This window comes from Candidatus Poriferisocius sp., from assembly GCF_965204015.1.
Lineage (GTDB): Bacteria > Actinomycetota > Acidimicrobiia > Acidimicrobiales > Bin134 > Poriferisocius.
Genome location: NZ_OZ241965.1, coordinates 3,018,828 through 3,036,298, shown reverse-complemented (window position 1 = coordinate 3,036,298; position 17,471 = coordinate 3,018,828). Strand labels below are relative to the sequence as shown.

The window sequence follows — 17,471 nt, the reverse complement described above, 5'->3', positions numbered from 1 at the left end:
AAGAGCGGTTACTGTTGCCGACGTGTTGATCTCATCGGACTCCCACGTGGTCGAACCCGGCGACTTGTGGCTGGAGCGCTTGCCCAGCCGCCTGCGGGACCGGGCACCCAGAGCGGTGCAGGACCCCGACAACCACTACTGGTACTTCGAGGCTCCGGAGATGGGGCGGGGGGTGAACCTCACCCTTTCCCGCAACGCCGGCATCTCCACCCAGGAGGTGGACGCTGCCCTGGCTGCCGATCCCGATGCCTGGGTCGGAGCGACGGGCGGGCACGATCCGGTGACCCGGCTGGCCGACATGTGGGTGGACGACACGATGGCCGATGTGGTGTACCCCACCGCCGGCCTGTCGCTTTTGCAATACGACGACGTGGAGCTGCAGCTGGCCTGCATCCAGGTGTACAACGACTGGCTGGCCGAGTTCTGCGCCGTCGACCCCGACCGGATCATCGGCATCGCCATGGTCCCCACCTGGGACATCGAGGTGGGCGTGGCCGAGCTCAACCGCTGCGGCGACATGGGTCTGCGGGGCGCCATCATCTGGAGTTCGCCGCCCGCCACCCGGGAGTACAGCTTCTTCTCCGACCGATACGAGCCGCTGTGGGCAACCGCCGCCGAACGGTCGATGCCGATATCCATCCACATTCTGGCCGGTCACCAAACCAGGGGAATCAGCCAGTACGGCGTCACCGTGGAGGGCACCTACTACTTCGGGATCACGTCACGCGATGAGCTGGCCCACACCACCGCCGAGCTGATCGCCGCCGGGGTGTTCGAGCGCCATCCCAACCTGCGGATCGTGGCCGCCGAAGGGGGAATCGACTACGCCGCCCGGCTGGAGCAGAGACTCGATGTCACCTATAGCGGCGCTTGGGGGCGGATCGACGACAAGCTGAGTTTGAAGCCCTCGGAGTACTTCCGCCGCAACGTGTACCTCACCTACATCGAAGACCCGATCGGGCTGAACAATCTGCGGTTCACCGGCAGTGACCACTTCATGTGGTCCAGCGACTACCCCCACGGCGCAGCCACCTGGCCGCGGTCCCAGGAGTTCACCGCAATGGAGTTCGACGAGGCCGGCGTGAGCGAGGCCGACCGCCGCAAACTCACCCTCACCAACGTGGCCGAGCTCTACAGCATCGATCTGGACACGGTGAGCCAGCCGTCGCCGGTCATCGCCGACAAAATGGCGGCGCCAGTCAGCTGATCGGCACTTGCCGGGAATCCGGCGGGGCCGGGGGCGGCTGCTTGTTGATCAAGTGAGTGGCCGCCGATTCGAAGTAGTCCAGCATGGCGGCCCGGATGTCGTCGGCCATCTCAGCTTCGCCTACCGCCGCCCGCATGTGCCCCATCCAGGCATCACGCTCGGGGCCCCCGATCTCAAACGGCGCGTGGCGCATCCGCAGCCGAGGGTGGCCCCGCTCGGTGCTGTAGTGCGGCGGCCCACCCCAGTACTGGGCCAAGAACCCGGCCAGCCGGCTTCGGGACGGGCCCAGATCCTCGGGATACAGCGGGCGCAGCACCGGGTCATCGGCCACTCCGTCGTAGAAGCGGTCGACCAACTGGTCGAAGAACACCTGTCCGCCCGCTGCGTCGTACACCGACTGTTCCACCGGCCTAGCGTATTGCACCATGTCCGCAGTCATATTTCTGAGGCATGCCAAATCCGACTGGCATGCCGGAGCGACTGACGATCTGAGCCGGCCGCTGGCCAACCGGGGCCGCGTCGCCGCCGCGGCCATCGGCAGCTTCCTCGCTGACGTCGGCCACATTCCAGACCTGGTGCTGTGCTCACCGGCCGTCCGGACTCGCCAAACCGTGGAGATCGCCATTGCTGCCGGTGATTGGCCCTGTCCGATCGAGATAGTCGACGAGCTGTACTACGGCACGGTCGAAAACACGGTCAAGCTGGCCTGCAAGCGACAGGTCCCGCTGCTCATGCTCGTCGGACACGAACCAACGATGTCCAGCGCCCTGGAATACTTGACCGGCGCCGAGTTGCGCATGCCCACCGGGGCCTTGGCTCGGGTAAACCTCAACCCCGACAACTCCGGCCTACTGGAATGGCTCCTCCCCCCGCGCCTGCTCACTGACAGCTAACGCAGAACCGGCCTCTCAATCCTCTTCTGCCTCATTCAACTCCAACACCGCCTCAGCCTCGACCAACTCGGCCGCGGCCACTGATCGAGGATAGGCCTCCACCGGCGAGACATCGTCAATCCTCTTGACTCCACTGACTGGGCCCAGCTCCTCGAACCTGCGAGCCCGGGGGAGCACGCGGCCTTCCAGCGATCCGATGCTGTCGTTGTAGGCCTTCACCGCCCGCTGCAATCCCTTGCCCACATTGTCGACATGGCCGGCGTAGACCCGCAGGCTGTCGTATAGGGCGGTCGCGCCATCGGCAATCTCCTGGGCGTTCTCTTGAAGGTCCTGCTGCTGCCAGGCCAGAGCAACCGTCCGCAGGAACGCCAACAAGAGGCCGGGAGTGGCAATGAGCACGCGGTGCCTCTGCCATGCCTCATCCCACAGGGTGGGCTGCACGTCTACCGCAGCATCCAGGATCGGGTCGGCAGGCACGAACATGACCGTGAAATCGGGTGAACCGTCGACTGCCGCGGCGTAATCCTTGTCTCCCAGCACCTTCGCATGCCCCATGAGCGACCGGGCGTGGCTGTGGAGTAGTTCGTCTTGGCGCTGTTCGTCCTTCTCGCTGTGCGCCTCCAAGTAGGAGTCCAACGGCGTCTTGGCGTCGATCACCACCTGAACACCGCCGGGCACCCGGACCACGGCGTCCGGCCGCAACTTGCCGTCGTCGGTGTCGACGCTGTGCTGTTCAAAGAAATCAATGTGCTCCCTCATGCCAGACACTTCGAGGATGTTGCGCAAGGTCTGCTCTCCCCATAGTCCCCTGACCTGCGGTGAACGGAGAGCTTCTTTCAGACCGCCAGTGGTCTCTAGCAGTTGTTTGACCTGGGTATTCAACCCTTCGTAGGCCCCTTCCCGCTTCTCCTCGATCTCGTTGACTCGCTTCGCGAACGTCTCCAAGTTCTCCTTGACCGGTTTGACCAACTCGTCGATGGCCTGCTGGCGCTGCTTCAGGTCGGCCTCGCTGAGCTTCTTCTGGTTTTCGAACTGCTCCTTGGCCTGCTTGAGAAACGCCTCGCTGTTGGCCTTGGTCACGTCGTCGGCAATGCCCTTGAACTGGGTCTCCAACTCCTCGCGTGCCTTGGCCAGCTCTTCGCTGCGAGCCTCGTGCTCAGCCTCTGTTGCGGCCAGCCTCCGTAGGGCGGTCTCCCTCTCGTCCCGCACCTCATCCCGCTCTGCCCGGGCCGCATCGCGCTCGCCTCGCGCCTCGCTGAGCTGCTGGTCACGCTCGGCAAGCTGGACCTCCAATTGGGCCGCACGGGTTCTGAGCTCGTTGGTGTCGCCGGCCCCAGCGCCAACCCCCGCGAGGCGCCCCCGCCACACGACAACGGCCAGGGCAACTACCAGGACCAAGACCACGATGAGAAGAACAATCTCCATAGGCCCGCATCCTAGAAACCCCCGGTGACAGTTTCCGGCCAAGGCTTCAACCGACGGCTTGGCCTAACCTGCAACCCGCCCGCAAAACCAAGAGGAGAGCCCCAAATGCCCCAGATGAACGAGCTTGGCTTCTATACCTTGGCCGGGGCGCCGGAGTCGCCTCGGGAGTTGATCGACGAGGTTCGCCAGGCCGAGGAACTGGGCATTGGCAACGTGTTCATCAGCGAACGGTTCAATATCAAAGAGGCGGCCACCTTGTCGGGGGCGGTCGGGGTGGCCGCCGAGAGCATGGGCATCGCCACTGCGGCTACCAATCACCACACCCGCCATCCGGTGGTGACCGCGGCCTACGCCATGACCATGCACAAGCTCACCGCCGGCCGCTTCTGCCTGGGCCTCGGCCGGGGGGTCGACCGCCTCTCCCAAGCCTTCGGCCTGCCCCCCATCACCACCGCCCAGATGGAGGACTTCGTGGGCGTCATGCGCCGCCTATGGCAGGGAGAGCCCATCTTCAACCACGAGGGGCCGATCGGCGAATACCCGGTGCTGACCCTGATGGGGGCCAGCAGCGAGCACATCCCCATGGCCCTCACCGCCTTCGGTCCCAATTCCCTGGCCCTTGGCGGCCGTTGTTTCGACGCGGTAGTGCTGCACACGTTCTTCACCGACGAGACCACCGCCCGGGTGGTGGGCACGGTCAAGCGGGCCGCCGAGGAAGCCGGGCGCGACCCGGCCTCGGTGAAGGTGTGGAGTTGCTTCGCCACTATCGGCGACCACCTCCCCGAAGACATCCGGCTCAAGAAGACGGTGGGCCGCATGGCCACCTACCTCCAGGGCTATCCCGAGCTCATGGCCCGCACCAACAACTGGGATCCCGCCGCGCTGGAGCGGTTCCTGGCCGACGAACTGGTGGCGAACTTCCAAGGCGCCATCGACCAAGTGGCCACCACCGAGCAACTCGAGCACATCGCCACCCTCATCCCCGACGAATGGCTCGCCCCCGCCGCCACCGGCTCCCCCGCCCAGTGCGTGGAGAAGATCCGGGGCCAGTTCGACCTCGGCTGCGACGGCGTCATCCTCCACGGCGCCAGCCCCACCCAACTCCGCCCCATAGTCGAGGAATACACCCGCACCCGCCCCACCAAAAAATTCGACCACCTCCCCGCCAACCCCGGCGGCTGATCGCGCTTCTACCGTGCCGTAACGGATTCCCCTGCCCGATTGTGTGTCGCCAGCGGATGCTGGCAGAAGCCCGCTAGCCGTCGGCGGCGGTTTCGACCTCTGGCGCTGAAGGGGCGTTAACGGGCCCGGCAGCCGGAGCCTTGGCTCCACCTGATTCGGCTGGAGCAGGCATGCCGATTCTCAGGAAACCTTCGATCCTGGCAAGCCGCTGGCCATTGCTGATGACCTCGTCGCGCAGTTTGTCGGTGCTGTGTTGTTGATGCCAGATAATGCCCAGAAAAACCACCAGCAGGGCCACCAATTGTGCAATCGACTCAACAGCCATAGCCGAAGATTCCTTCCTCCCAGTGGGTGAAATGTAATACTATGAAATTAGCTTATATTCATTTTGTGGAGACTGTCAATGAGTTTCCCTAAGAGGTTAGCGAGTCATTGACGGGTCGAGCCGGTATAGCGTCGGGGCGATGCAAACTGTGACGACTGCTGTGGCAGGGCTGGGGATGCGGGAGTTTGCTGGGGGGTCGGGGGATCCGCTGGTGATGCTGCACCACTCGTTTGGGAACCCGGGATGGATGCCGATCCACGAGGCTCTGGCTGCCAACTACGCCGTGCATGCGCTGGATTTGCCGGGCTACGGCGGGACAGAGGGGTCGGAGCGGCCCGATTGGGCTCGCCATCCTCGGGATCTGGCCTTGTTGGTGGGACAGTGGCTGCGAGCCAAAGAGCTTGGGCCCGTCGATCTGGTGGGCTGCGGATTCGGAGGGTGGGTGGCGGCCGAGTTGGCCACCATGGCCCCCGAACTGCTCAAGCGGCTCATTTTGGTGGGAGCAGCGGGGCTGCTGCCCGAGAAGGGTCGCATCTACGACCAGTTCTTGGTGTCGCACTCCAACTATGTGGAGGCGGCGTTCTCCAGCACCGAGGCCTTCGAGGCGATCTACCCCCGCAACGGCGACGAATCCGAGGAGCACCCGCTGGGCGACGACACCCTGGTCACCTGGGACATGAACCGGGAAATGACCACTCGGGTGGGGTGGAAGCCCTACATGTACAACCGCCGGCTGCGGCCCCTGCTGGGAGGCGTCGCCGTCCCCGCCCTGGTGGTGTGGGGCGACAACGATGCCGTGGTGCCCATGGAGTGCGCCCACGCCTACGTCGAGGCCCTGCCCGACGCCCGATTGGAGATCGTCCCCGACTGCGGCCACGCCGTCGACCTCGAAGCCCCCGAATCTCTCGCCGCCATCATCACCGGAGGAGAAGGCTGATGTTCCTGTCGTATTTCACCGAGCAGCCCATGAGCGCCTACCCGGCCGACGAGGGCTTGAAGGAGGGCTTCACCTCGGTGATGTTCTCCAACAAGTACTACGACCCAGCCGAGGGCAGCCGCCTGTTCAACGAGCGCATCGAGGAGTACAAGCTGGCCGATCAGGTGGGCTTCGACGGGATCATGGTCAACGAGCACCACAACGCCCCGTTCTGCATGCAGGCCCGCATCACGGTGATGTCGAGCATCCTGGCCGCCATCACCGAGAACGCCAAGATCGTGCAGCTCGGCAACCCACTCCCCACCTACGACAGCCCGCTGATGTTCGCCGAAGAGATCGCCATGATCGACATGATCTCCAAGGGCCGCCTCATCTCGGGCATCGTGCGGGGCGCCGGCCAGGAGTCGGTGTGCCTCAACGCCAACCCGGCCTACAACCGGGAGCGGTTCAACGAGGCCCACGACCTGCTGGTCAAGACCATGACCGACGACGGGCCGTTCTCCTGGGAGGGCGAGCACTTCCAGTACCGGGTGGTCAACCCCTGGGCCCGGGTGCTGCAAAAGCCCCACCCCCGCATCTGGGTGCCCGGCGTGTTCAGCGCCGAGACCATCCGCTGGGCGGCCCAGCACCGCTACCCCTACATCTCGCTCAACACGCCCCTTCATCTCACCGGCGAGCTCTGGGAGATCTACGACCAAGCGGCCCGGGCGGTTGGCTACGAGGCCGGACCGGAGAATCGGGGCTATCTGCTGCGCGTCCACGTGCAAGAAGACGGCGACAAGGCCCGGGAGAACGCCCGGGAGTTCATGTGGATGCAGGGCGAGTTCACCGGCATCGGCCACCCCTACTGGGTGAGCCCGTCGGGCTACGGCTCGTCGGCCCGACGGCTCGACTACGCCAAGATGGCCAACTCCGTGGTGCGGGGCTCAAGAGCCGCCCCGTTCGAGCAACAACTGGCCGCCCGGGAGATCGTGGCCGGCACCCCCGACGAGGTGATCGCTGAGCTGCGGGTGGTGCTGGAGACCTGCCGTCCGTCGATCCTCATGCTGTGGGGCAACGACGGGGACGTCAACCACGACGACTCCCTGCGGTGCATCGAGCTGATGGGCACCGAGGTGCTGCCCGCCCTACGGGACATCGGCGACGAGCTGGGGCTCCATGACCCCTTCGAGCTGGACTCCCCGATCAGCCTGGCCCTCACCCCGCCCGACGAGCTGAACCCGATCGAGTCGGCAGCCGACGAGCGGCCTGAGGACACATCGGACAGCCGGTCGCTGAAGATGTTCCGATAATGGGCGAACAACAACCCCAGGTGTCCTACATCCACGCCGAAGACATGGACTTCGCCGAGGTGAAGAGCCAGCAGCACGCCGACGGCCGCCGGGTGTCGGTGTGGCTGAAGATGCTGGAGCTGATCCCCGAGCGAGCCGTGTACCACACCCGCTACGACCCCGGCCTGGTACTGGAGCGCCACGGCCACAACAGCGACCACTTCATATTCGTCATCGACGGCGAGGTGGTGTTCGACGAAGAGATGTGCCGGGCCGGCACCCTCATCAAGCTCCCCCACCTGGCTACGTTCGGCCCCATCAAGGTGGGCGACGAGGGTGCTGAGATCCTAGAGATCTACTTCGGCGACTCCCGCCCCGCCCCCGCCGACAAAGCCGAGCACGCCGCCATCCTCGAAGAACGCGGCATCACCGAACTCCCCCACCCCCCACTGGACCTCCCCGACTGGTTCGGCCCGAGGACTGATTGATTTTCCGCAACCTCGCAGTACCAAATTTCGGATAGAGCCAGTACCAAGTTCCGCAGTTGAGGACGGCTAGGGCACGGGGATCCCGAACAGCCGAGCCGGGTTGTCGGTCAGGATCTTTCGTTTGCGCTCGTCGCTGAGGTCGTCCCGCTCCACCAGCAGCTTCACCGAGTGGGGGAAGTCGCAGTCCCAGTGGCAGTAGTCCGACGAGTAACAGAGAATGTCTTCGCCCACCTCGTCCATCACGTAGGGCAGTGCCGACTCGGTGGACTCCACTCCCACGAAGCACCGTCCCGACAAGAAGTACTCCGACGGCTTGCGGTCGAGGATGGGGGCCTGGTCGGGCATCAGCTCGTACTCCTCGTCCAGGCGCTCCAGCCAGAACGGCAGCCAGCCGCACCCGGCCTCCATGATGCCCACCCGCATGTTGGTGAACCGGTGCAAGATACCGCCCACCGTGAAGTTCATCGTGGCCAGCATGGCCCCGAACGGGTGGGTCACGGCGTGCTTCTCCAGTCGAGTGTCGTAGCGATCCAACACGATGGGCACCTGGTCGGGGGCCTGTCCCCCACCGTGTACGCACACCGCGGCGCCATGGCTGTCGGCCACCTCCCACACCGCATCGAGGGCCGGGTGGTTCAGATTGCGGTCCAACACGTGCTGGGCCGTCACCATGCCCACGAACACATCCGGATACTGGGTAAAGCACCGATCCAACTCGGCGGCCGCCCGCTCCGGGTCGATCAGGGGCAGCTTGGCCACCAGCTTCAAGCGGGAAGGGTCGTAAGACGCATAAGTGGCCCGGGCGTCGTTCAGCAACCGGCACAGCTCGTCGGCAAAACCGGGGTCGCCCAGCGCCCACTCCTCGCCCGATCCCGGCGGGAACATGACGGTCACGTCGATGCCCTCTAAATCCATGTCGGTCATCCGGGGACCGGGCACGGCCATGCCCTCCCGCTGGAGCGGCGTCTCGAAGTCGAGCTCGCCGGGGGCGTACTCGCCGTAGTTCTGCTGGTCGTCGGTGTGAATGGGCGATCCGGCTCCGGGCAGGTCGCCGTATATCTCCTTCATCTTGGCCACGTACTCCACCATCTGCGGCCGCCACTCGGCGCTGATCCCGTGGCGCCACTGGGGCGGCTCACCCCCGTGCCCATCAGAATCGATCACGTAGTACCCGTACTTGCCCATCCCACCATCGTGGCACTTGGGAGGCGTAGCTGCTAGAAGTCAAGCCGTGAGGTTCCAGACATGAAGGCAGTAGTGATCTTTGAGAGCCGCACGGGGAACACCCAGCGGGCGGCCGAGATGATCGGCGGGGAACTCCAGGCCGCCGGATATGAGGTGGCAGTGCGCCCGGCACACGGGTTGAAGCTCACCGAGATCGCCGAGGCCGACCTGCTGGCAGTGGGCACCTGGGTGGACGGGCTGGTGCTGTTCGGCCACCGTCCCGGCGGCACGGCCAAGCTGATGACGCTGCCATCGCTGCACCACAAGCCGGTGGCCGCGTTCGCCACGTACAAGTGGTATCCGGGCAACTGCATCGACCAGATTGCCGACCTTTTGGCCTACAAGGGCGCCGATGTGATCCACCGCCAGGCGTTCAACAAAACGCAGCTCGATGTGCTCGTCCCTGAATTCGTCGACCGAGTGCTGGCCGCATTGGGTGCTGCCAGGGTGCCTGAGACACCGGTGTGGACCCCAGCATGACCATGGCCCCCGAGACCCCGACTACCACCGAGATGCCCCGCATCATCAGCGTGGACGATCACGTGGTGGAGCCGCCACACCTGTGGACGAGCCGGCTGCCGGCCAAGTACCGAGACGTCGGCCCCCGCATTGAGTACCTGCCCCAGGGCGAGGTGGTGCTCGACGGCGGCACCTATCGGGAGCGCCCCGGCACCGAGGGCCGCAACGTGGCCTGGTGGCTGTATGAGGACCACACCTATTCGGTGAAGCGGCTCATCGCCGCGGCCGGCTATGCCTACGACGAACTGTCCACCGAGGGCATCACCTACGACGAGATGCGCCCCGGCTGCTGGCAACCGAAGGCCCGCATCGCCGACATGGAGATGAACCACACCGATGCCTCGCTGTGCTTTCCCAACTACCCCCGGTTCTGCGGCCAGCTCTTCAACGAGCGCCAAGACAAGGAGCTGTCGCTTCTGTGCGTGCAGGCCTACAACGACTGGATGGTCGAGGAGTGGTGCGGCGACTCCGGGGGACGGCTGATCCCCCTGTGCCTGGTGCCGCTGTGGGATGCCGAGCTGGCTGCTGCTGAGATCCGCCGCAACTCCGAGCGGGGGGTGCGGGCGGTGGCGTTCAGCGAGCTGCCCACCTGGCTGGGGCTGCCCAGCATCCACTCGGGCTACTGGGACCCGTTCTTTGAGGCCTGTGCGGAGACCGGCACCGTGGTGTGCATGCACATCGGGTCGGGCACCCGCACGGTGTCCACCGCTGATGACGCCCCCGATGCGGTGACCGCCTCGCTGATCTTCTGCAACAGCGCGGCCTCCATGGTCGACTTCTTGTTCTCCGGCGTGCTGCACCGCTACCCCGACCTCAAGCTCATGTACGCCGAGGCCCAGATCGGGTGGATCCCCTACGCCCTGGAGCGGGCCGACGACGTGTGGGTAACCCACCAGGGGTGGAGCCAGGCCCGGCGCAACATTCCCGAGCCGCCGTCGTTCTACTACTACCGCCAGGTGTACGGCTGCTTCTTCAAAGACAGCGTGGGCATCGACCTGCTCGACCGGGTGGGAGTGGACAACATCACCTTCGAGACCGACTACCCCCACGCCGACGGCACCTGGCCCAACACCCAGGAGGTGGCCACCCGCCTGTTCGGCCACCTCGACCCCGAAGCGGTCTACAAGATCGCCCGCGGCAACGCCATCAAGCTACTAGGCCTGGACTTCGACTGAACCCGGCCCAAGGCCGGCCCCAATGTCTTATGGCAGCGGCTAGCTGGCGGCCAGGGCTTGCCAGATGCGCTCGGGGGTGGTGGGCATGTCGATGTGGGCCACTCCCAAGTGCGACACGGCGTCGACCACTGCGTTGTGGATGGCCGGGGTGGAGCCGATGGTGCCCGACTCGCCGATTCCCTTGGCTCCCAGCGGGTTCATCGGGCTGGCTGTCTCGGTGTTGCTCACCTCGAATGAGGGCAGCTCGGCCGCGCTGGGTATGAGGTAGTCAGCCAAATTCGCGGTGCGGGGGTTGGCGTCCTCGTCGTACTGCACCCACTCGAACAGCGCCTGAGCCGCACCCTGGGCCACACCGCCGTGCTGCTGGCCGGCCACCAACAGCGGGTTCATGATGGTGCCGCAGTCGTCCACCGCCACATGGCGCAGCAGCTCCACCCCGCCGGTCTCGGTGTCCACCTCCACCACGGCCACGTGGGCCCCGAACGGGAAGGTGGCCCCGCCCTGGTCGAAATCGAGCTCGTGGGTGATCACCCCGCCTTCGGTCGCCGAGGCCAGATCGGCCCACGACGCGGCCTGAGCGGGCACACCGGCCACGTGCAGGCCGCCTTCGCCCACCACGATGTCATCCGCGCTGGCCTCGAGTTGCTGGGCAGCCAGTTCCTTGGCCTGGGCCAGCACCTCCTCGCTGGCCTTGTACACCGCGCTGCCCGCGGTCTGTAGCGAGCGAGAGCCCAGGGTTCCCGCGCCCCGGGGAATCTCGGCGGTGTCCGACTGGATGAGCTTGATGTTCTCCATGGGCACGCCCAACAGATCGCTGACGATCATCGAGAACGCCGTCTCATGGCCCTGGCCGTGGGCGCTGGTGCCCACCCGGATCTCTGCGGTGCCGTCGCTCAGCACGTCCACCCGGCCGTACTCGGTGTGAAGCCCCAGCGGAGCGGTGATCTCCACGTAGGCCGACACGCCGACGCCCAGCAGCTTGGAATCGCCCGAGGCCCGCCGGGCGGCCTGCTCGGCCCGCAGATCGGCATAGCCAGAGGCTTCGAGCGCGGCGTCCAGCGCCTTCTCGTACTCGCCGGAGTCGTAGTTGGCGCCGGTGACGGTGGCGTAGGGGAACTGGTCGGCGCCGATGAAGTTGCGCCGCCGGAGCTCGGCGGGGTCGATGCCCAGCTCGTCGGCCCCCACGTCGAGCACCCGCTCCAAGATCTGGGTGGCCTCAGGACGGCCCGCGCCCCGGTAGGCCGCGATCTGGGTGGTGTTGGTGACCACCGCGTCGCCCACGAACCTGACCTTGGGAATCTGGTACACCCCCTGAGCCATGGTCTGGGTGAGGATGGGCAAGAAGCTGCCGATGGCCGGATAGGCCCCGGAGTCGGCCAAACAGTGCAGGTTCATGCCGGTGATGCGGCCGTCGCCGTCGAAGCCCATCTTGGCGGTAAGGATGTGGCCCCGGCCCTGCACCAGCGACACCATGTCTTCAGAGCGCGACTCGGTCCACTTCACCGGACGCCCCAGCTCCAAAGCGGCCTTGGCCGCCACCAAGTACTCGGGATACAGGCCGGTCTTGGCGCCGAAACCGCCGCCCACCGCCGGAGCGATCAGCCGCACGCTGTCACCGTCGAGGCCGAACAGGCCGGCGAACCCGTCCTTGAGGCCGATGGGAGCCTGGCTGGGGAAGGTCACCGTCATGCCGCCTTCAGGGGTGCCGGGCTCCACCAGAATCCCGTTGGGCTCCATGGGCACCGCCGCCAGCCGCTGGCTCTCCATCTTCACCTCGGCCACATGGGCCGCTTCGGCCAACCCGTCGTCTTCGCCCAGTTCGGTGTGGAAGGCCAGGTTGCCGCCCTCGTTCTGGGGCCAGAGCACCTCGGCGCCCTCGGCCAGAGCCTTCTCAGGGTCGGCGTTGGCCGGCAGCGGGTCGTAGTCCACGAACACGGCCTCAGCGGCGTCGAGGCCCTGCTCACGGGTCTCGGTGACCACGGCGGCCACGATGTCGCCCACGAACAGCACCCGGTCGCCGGCGATCTGCGGGCGCTCGAACACCGGCAGCATCGGGAATCCGGCGGTAGCCGGAAGGCCGATGTTCTCACCGGTGTACACCGCCAACACGCCGTCCATGGCCTCGGCCTCGCTGGTGTCCACCGACTCGATGGCGGCGTGGGCCATCGGCGAGCGCACGAACGTGACGTAGGCGGTGCCCTCGGGAGTGAAGTCGTCGTAATAGCGCTCTGCGCCGGTCAACAGCCCGGGATCCTCGACGCGAACGACGGAATTCCCCAAAATCGAACCAGAACTCGACACGGTTTTCCCCTTTTTTGTAATCGGGAGTCGGGAGGATGTTAGAACCACCTTATGGATTTGAGCCAGCTTTACGACCCAGCTCTTGATGAGTGCGCGCCCGAAGCCCTGGACTTCTTGTCAAAGTTCTCGTTCGACTCGATGGTCAGCGACTTGTCGACTCCCGAGGGCTTGGCCAAAGCCCGAGATCTCGAGTCGCTGGGCGGCGACCTCGTGTCCTTCGCCGCCGTCGACGATGTGGACGTCCGCACCTACGCCGCCGCAGCCGGCGACGAGCTGGAGTTGCGGATCTTCGCCCCCGACGGCCCGGCCCGGGCGGTGTACCTCGACATCCACGGCGGAGGCTTCTTCATGGGCCACCCCAGAATGGGCGACCGCCGAAACCGGGACATGGCCGACACCCACCAGATCGCGGTGGTCAGCGCCCAATACCGGCTGGCCCCTGAGCATCCCTGGCCCGCCGGCCCCGACGACTGCGAGGCCGCCGCGCTCTGGGTGCTGGGGCCGGGCCGCGACGAGTTCGGCTCGGTGCCGCTGCTCATCGGCGGGGGCTCGGCCGGAGCCAATCTGGCCGCCACCACGCTGGTGCGGCTGCGCGACCGCCACGATGCCGCCGGGGAGTTCATCGGGGCCAATCTGGTGTTCGGGGTGTACGACCTGAGCGGCACCCCGTCGCAGATCAAGCTGGGCAACACCGGCTTTCGGGACCTCTACGTGGGCGACCACGACACCGAAGGGCGCAAGAACCCCGACATCTCCCCGCTCTACGCCGACCTCAACCACCTGTGTCCCGCACTGTTCACCGTGGGCACCCTCGACTACCTCTACGACGACTCCCTGTTCATGGCCACCCGATGGCGGGCCGCCGGCAATCCGGCCGAGCTGGCCATCTACCCAGCCTCACCCCACGGATTCACCGCGTTCCCCACCAAGTTGACCAAAGCCGCCAACGACCGAACCGACGCCTGGCTGGCCGGAATCCTCGATGGCGTGGACAGCTAGCCTCTGATTATGAGCCTCTTAGACCAAGTGGCCCCGTCGGCCCGCCACGTGGGGATCAACGACGTGCCGTTCGTGGAGAACACCGCGCTGGGGGCGCGGATGCGGCTGCTCCAGGTCAACGCCGAAGACGGCCTCTATGTGCTCCACGGCTTCATGCCTGCGGGCATGACGGTGCAGACCCACCATCATCGGGGACCGGTGCTGGCCTTCACCTTGAGCGGTGCGTGGGGCTATCGGGAGAACGACTTCATGAACCGGAGCCACAGCTACCTCTACGAACCGCCGGGCTCCATTCACACCCTGTTCGTGCCCGAGGACAACACCGAGCCCACCGAGCTGGTGTCAGCCATCTACGGCGACGTGGAATACCTCGACCCCGACGGCAGCGTGGAGTACATCTCCAACGCCCAGTCCAACCTGGAGATGTACTACCGCTACTGCGAAGAACAAGGCGTCCCCCGCCCCAACGGCATCCTCCAGTAGCTCTCGCTCAGCCCGCAGTGTCCAAGTGCCGGAGGCGGCCGCGGGTGAGCTGGCTGGCCAGGTAGACAGCCACCGCGATGGCGGTGATGGCCAGCACCCAGCGAATGCCGATGACGCTGGCTATCCCTCCTTGCACCAGGATGCTGAGTGGCGCGGCCAAGCCGAACAGCATCATCCACAGGCTCATCACTCGGCCCCGATAGGTGTCGTCGCACAGGCTTTGGAGCGCGCTGGTGAGGGTGGGCATGGTGACCATGAAGGCCAGACCCACCCCGCCCATAGCCAACACGCCCAGCGCGAAGGTGGGCACCACGGCCAACACCATGGTGAACACCGCCACCGCACTGATGCCGATGGTCGTGAGACGGCTGTAGAGCGTTCCTCGGTCGAACTGGAGCAGCAGCACCGCGCCGATGAGCGATCCAATACCGAATGCCCCCAGCAGCACGCCAAAGCCAGCAGCGTCCACGCCGAAGGCGTCGTCGGCAATCACGGGGGCGAGCCATTGCGTCGGGGAGATGGCGGCAGCCAGCATGAAGCTGGCCAGCATCACCACTCGGATACCCTCGACGCTTCTGGCGTATCGGAATCCTGACAGGAAATCGGCCAGAAAGCTGTAGCTCGACGATGCCCCTGGCGGGGGTCGGGGCGGCAACAGGCTCAGCCCTATAACAAGCACCGTAAAGCTGGCCGCGTTGAACCAAAATGCCGCGGCTGGCCCCCAGAACTGGATGAGCCATCCGCCCAGCATGGGGCCCACCGCCCGAGAGATGTTCCACTGGGTGGAGTTCAAGAAGACGGCGTTGCGCATGGCCCCACTCGGCACCAGCTCCACCACGATGGCCTGCTGCACTGGCGCTCCCACCGAGGCGGTCGCACCCCCGCCGAAAGAGAAGGCCACCAGCACCCAGAAAGTCTCGGCGTCGATCTGCACCACCCAGGCCAGGGCCACCGCCACCACCATCTGGCCGACCACCGTGGCCAAGAACAGGCGAGTGCGGCTGTAGCGGTCGGCCAAAGATCCCCCGAACGGGCTCATCAACAGCAAGGGGATTAGGCCGACAGCGGCCGCCACGGTCACTTTCCAGGGGTCGTCGGTGATGTCCTCCACCAGCCAGCCGATGGCGGCGAGATACATCATCGACCCGATGTTGGACACCACGCTGGTGGTCCAATACAGCCGGTAGTCCCGATAGCCCAGCGCGGGCACCGAGCGCGGCACCCGCCAATCTGGACCGTCGATCACCCGCTCTTTCTACTCCCCGACCCCCACCCTGCCGATATCAGCCGATCAGGGGCCGGCAGCGGTGACGGTGTCGGTATCGCGGCCGGAGCGGATCACCCGGCCGGGGCGGGCGTCGGTGAGAGCGCCGGCCCGCTGGGTCTCCACCCCGTTGACCAGCACGTGCTCGATGCCCTCGGCACCGCCGGTCAGCCGCCATCCTCCGCCCGGCATGTCGAAGGCGGTGGTGACCGGGGCCTTGGTGAGGCGGGCCGGGTCGAACGCCACGATGTCGGCGCACCACCCCTCGGCCAGCCGCCCCCGGCCCCGCAGCCCGTAATGGCGGGCGGGGCGGTCGGTCACCAGGTTCACCGCCTGCTCCAGACTGAGCAGACCCCGATCCCGCACCGTGTCGCCCACCAGCGCCGAAGTGCAGCCCCAGGTCATCATCATGTCCAGATGGGCCCCGGCGTCGGAGCCGCCGGCCAGCACCCGGGGGTCGCCCAGCATCTCGGCCCGCTTCTTCCACGACTCGTCGTCATCGCCCACTACCGGCGGCCCGAACCCGGTCATCAGATCGTCTTCCAGGGAGATATCGCACATCACATCGAAGGGATGCTGGTTGCGCTCAGCGGCCAGGTCACCGATGGTGCGGCCCACCAGCGCCTCCAACGAGGGCGACGACACGTCCACCACCGTGGTCTCGGCCCACCGCACCCAGGTGCGGTGAGACGCCTGGGCCGCGCCGTCCACCAGCCGCCGGCGCACCTCGGGACGGCCTAAAGCCTCGACCTTTGCGGCATGGTCTAGGTGCATGATCTCGGCCCAGTCGGGCAAGGTGTCGTACAGCACCCCGGTAGCGAAGTTCAGCCGCATCTGCATGACGTCGGGCAGCATGAGCCCCACCACAGTGGCGCCCTGCTTCCGGGCGTAGTCGGCGGACCCCAAGCGGTTCTCCAGGTAGTCATCCTCGCCGGGGCGCACGTTGAACAGGTTCCAGTTCATGGGCCGGTCGGCGGCCAGCACCATGGCGGTCATCAATTCGTACGCCTCTGGGGACCACAAGTAGTCGATGCTGGGAATGATCTCCAGGGTGGTGCCGGGGTAGTAGCGGCAGACCCCGGCCAGGGCCACCATCTCAGCATCGGTGGCCGCCCGTGAAGGCACCGGGTCGCCGTTGTGGTCGTTGTGGGCCGATGCCCTGGTGGAGGAGAAACCCAGCCCGCCCTCGGCCAGACTCTGGCCCAACAGCGACTTCATGGCTTCGAGCTGCTCGTCGGAAGCCTCCTCGCCCACCGCGGCCGATCCCATGACCAGGCGCCGCACCGTGCTATGGCCCACCAGGAACCCGGCATTGACCCCCAATCCGTTGTCCTCCAGCCGACCTAGCCATGATCCGAACGACGACCATCCGAAGTCCAGCCCGGCCTCCAGCGACTCGGTGGGCATGCCCTCCACCCGGGCCAGCATCCGCATCACGTAGTCGGCCTCGTCGGGCACCATCGGGGCGATGGTGAATCCGCAGTTCCCGCCGATAGCGGTGGTGACGCCGTGCAGCGACGACGGCGTGAGGTGGGGATCCCACAGCACTTGGGCGTCGTAGTGGGTATGAACGTCGATGAATCCCGGCGCCACCGCCAGCCCGTCGGCGTCGATCACCTGGTTTGCGGACTGGTCCGACCGGCCAATGGACACGATGCGCCCGTCTCGCACCCCGACATCGGCTACCCGACCCGGCGCTCCGGTGCCGTCAACCACCATTCCGCCCCGAATCAAGCAGTCCAACATGTCTTACCCCTGCGCTATCGTCGTTTTCCGGG

Annotated in this window: 17 protein-coding genes; 10 read left to right on the top strand and 7 right to left on the bottom strand. The window is 66.1% G+C overall.

Annotated elements, in window-relative coordinates; all coding sequences use genetic code 11:
- Positions 1-22 precede the first annotated feature (22 nt).
- The gene (locus ACOGJC_RS13635; RefSeq protein WP_419845544.1) at positions 23-1,207 is read left to right on the top strand and encodes an amidohydrolase family protein; all 1,185 of its coding nucleotides are present in this window, start codon (positions 23-25) and stop codon (positions 1,205-1,207) included.
- Here ACOGJC_RS13635 and ACOGJC_RS13630 read toward each other — a convergent pair.
- The gene (locus tag ACOGJC_RS13630) at positions 1,200-1,613 is read right to left on the bottom strand and encodes a globin (protein WP_419845543.1); all 414 of its coding nucleotides are present in this window, start codon (positions 1,611-1,613) and stop codon (positions 1,200-1,202) included. The two genes, ACOGJC_RS13635 and ACOGJC_RS13630, sit on opposite strands and share 8 nt — an antisense overlap.
- A gap of 19 nt (positions 1,614-1,632) precedes the next feature.
- Here ACOGJC_RS13630 and ACOGJC_RS13625 point away from each other — a divergent pair, with 19 nt between their 5' ends.
- On the top strand, positions 1,633-2,100 hold the full coding sequence (locus tag ACOGJC_RS13625) for a SixA phosphatase family protein (RefSeq protein ID WP_419845542.1): 468 nt from the start codon (positions 1,633-1,635) through the stop codon (positions 2,098-2,100).
- A 15-nt stretch (positions 2,101-2,115) separates the two neighbouring features.
- Here the strand turns inward: ACOGJC_RS13625 and rmuC are convergent, their stop codons facing one another.
- Positions 2,116-3,525, bottom strand: a complete 1,410-nt coding sequence (rmuC, locus tag ACOGJC_RS13620; RefSeq protein ID WP_419845541.1) for a DNA recombination protein RmuC — start codon at positions 3,523-3,525, stop codon at positions 2,116-2,118.
- Positions 3,526-3,630: 105 nt separating this feature from the next.
- Between rmuC and ACOGJC_RS13615 the strand changes: the two genes are divergently transcribed.
- On the top strand, positions 3,631-4,707 hold the full coding sequence (locus tag ACOGJC_RS13615; RefSeq protein WP_419845540.1) for a TIGR03857 family LLM class F420-dependent oxidoreductase: 1,077 nt from the start codon (positions 3,631-3,633) through the stop codon (positions 4,705-4,707).
- Between the two features lie 73 nt (positions 4,708-4,780).
- Here ACOGJC_RS13615 and ACOGJC_RS13610 read toward each other — a convergent pair whose 3' ends face one another.
- Positions 4,781-5,032, bottom strand: a complete 252-nt coding sequence (locus tag ACOGJC_RS13610; RefSeq protein ID WP_419845539.1) for a hypothetical protein — start codon at positions 5,030-5,032, stop codon at positions 4,781-4,783.
- Positions 5,033-5,171: 139 nt separating this feature from the next.
- Between ACOGJC_RS13610 and ACOGJC_RS13605 the strand changes: the two genes are divergently transcribed.
- From ACOGJC_RS13605 to ACOGJC_RS13595, 3 genes are read left to right on the top strand one after another with little or no spacing between them, the layout of a single operon-like run.
- A complete protein-coding gene (locus ACOGJC_RS13605; protein ID WP_419845538.1) occupies positions 5,172-5,969 on the top strand; it encodes an alpha/beta fold hydrolase in 798 nt (265 codons plus the stop codon).
- Entirely contained in the window at positions 5,969-7,261 is a 1,293-nt protein-coding gene (locus ACOGJC_RS13600; protein ID WP_419845537.1) for an LLM class flavin-dependent oxidoreductase, read from the top strand. The genes ACOGJC_RS13605 and ACOGJC_RS13600 overlap by 1 nt, the downstream gene beginning before the upstream one ends.
- Positions 7,261-7,728 (top strand): cupin domain-containing protein, encoded by a 468-nt coding sequence (locus tag ACOGJC_RS13595; protein WP_419845536.1) that lies wholly within the window; start codon positions 7,261-7,263, stop codon positions 7,726-7,728. The genes ACOGJC_RS13600 and ACOGJC_RS13595 overlap by 1 nt, the downstream gene beginning before the upstream one ends.
- A gap of 66 nt (positions 7,729-7,794) precedes the next feature.
- Here ACOGJC_RS13595 and ACOGJC_RS13590 read toward each other — a convergent pair whose 3' ends face one another.
- Complete coding sequence (locus ACOGJC_RS13590) at positions 7,795-8,913, bottom strand: amidohydrolase family protein (protein ID WP_419845535.1); 1,119 nt, start codon at positions 8,911-8,913, stop codon at positions 7,795-7,797.
- 60 nt (positions 8,914-8,973) lie between these two features.
- Between ACOGJC_RS13590 and ACOGJC_RS13585 the strand changes: the two genes are divergently transcribed.
- Positions 8,974-9,432 (top strand): flavodoxin family protein, encoded by a 459-nt coding sequence (locus ACOGJC_RS13585; RefSeq protein WP_419845534.1) that lies wholly within the window; start codon positions 8,974-8,976, stop codon positions 9,430-9,432.
- Between the two features lie 2 nt (positions 9,433-9,434).
- A complete protein-coding gene (locus tag ACOGJC_RS13580; protein WP_419848243.1) occupies positions 9,435-10,646 on the top strand; it encodes an amidohydrolase family protein in 1,212 nt (403 codons plus the stop codon).
- Positions 10,647-10,685: 39 nt separating this feature from the next.
- Here ACOGJC_RS13580 and ACOGJC_RS13575 read toward each other — a convergent pair whose 3' ends face one another.
- Complete coding sequence (locus tag ACOGJC_RS13575; RefSeq protein WP_419845533.1) at positions 10,686-12,947, bottom strand: xanthine dehydrogenase family protein molybdopterin-binding subunit; 2,262 nt, start codon at positions 12,945-12,947, stop codon at positions 10,686-10,688.
- A gap of 51 nt (positions 12,948-12,998) precedes the next feature.
- On the opposite strand from ACOGJC_RS13575, the gene ACOGJC_RS13570 reads away from it, so the two are divergent.
- Positions 12,999-13,946, top strand: a complete 948-nt coding sequence (locus ACOGJC_RS13570) for an alpha/beta hydrolase (RefSeq protein WP_419845532.1) — start codon at positions 12,999-13,001, stop codon at positions 13,944-13,946.
- Between the two features lie 9 nt (positions 13,947-13,955).
- Positions 13,956-14,429 (top strand): 2,4'-dihydroxyacetophenone dioxygenase family protein, encoded by a 474-nt coding sequence (locus ACOGJC_RS13565; RefSeq protein ID WP_419845531.1) that lies wholly within the window; start codon positions 13,956-13,958, stop codon positions 14,427-14,429.
- Between the two features lie 7 nt (positions 14,430-14,436).
- Here the strand turns inward: ACOGJC_RS13565 and ACOGJC_RS13560 are convergent, their stop codons facing one another.
- On the bottom strand, positions 14,437-15,675 hold the full coding sequence (locus ACOGJC_RS13560) for an MFS transporter (RefSeq protein WP_419845530.1): 1,239 nt from the start codon (positions 15,673-15,675) through the stop codon (positions 14,437-14,439).
- Positions 15,676-15,720: 45 nt separating this feature from the next.
- Positions 15,721-17,439, bottom strand: coding sequence for an N-acyl-D-amino-acid deacylase family protein (locus ACOGJC_RS13555; protein WP_419845529.1), 1,719 nt, complete (start codon positions 17,437-17,439; stop codon positions 15,721-15,723).
- Positions 17,440-17,471: the final 32 nt, after the last annotated feature.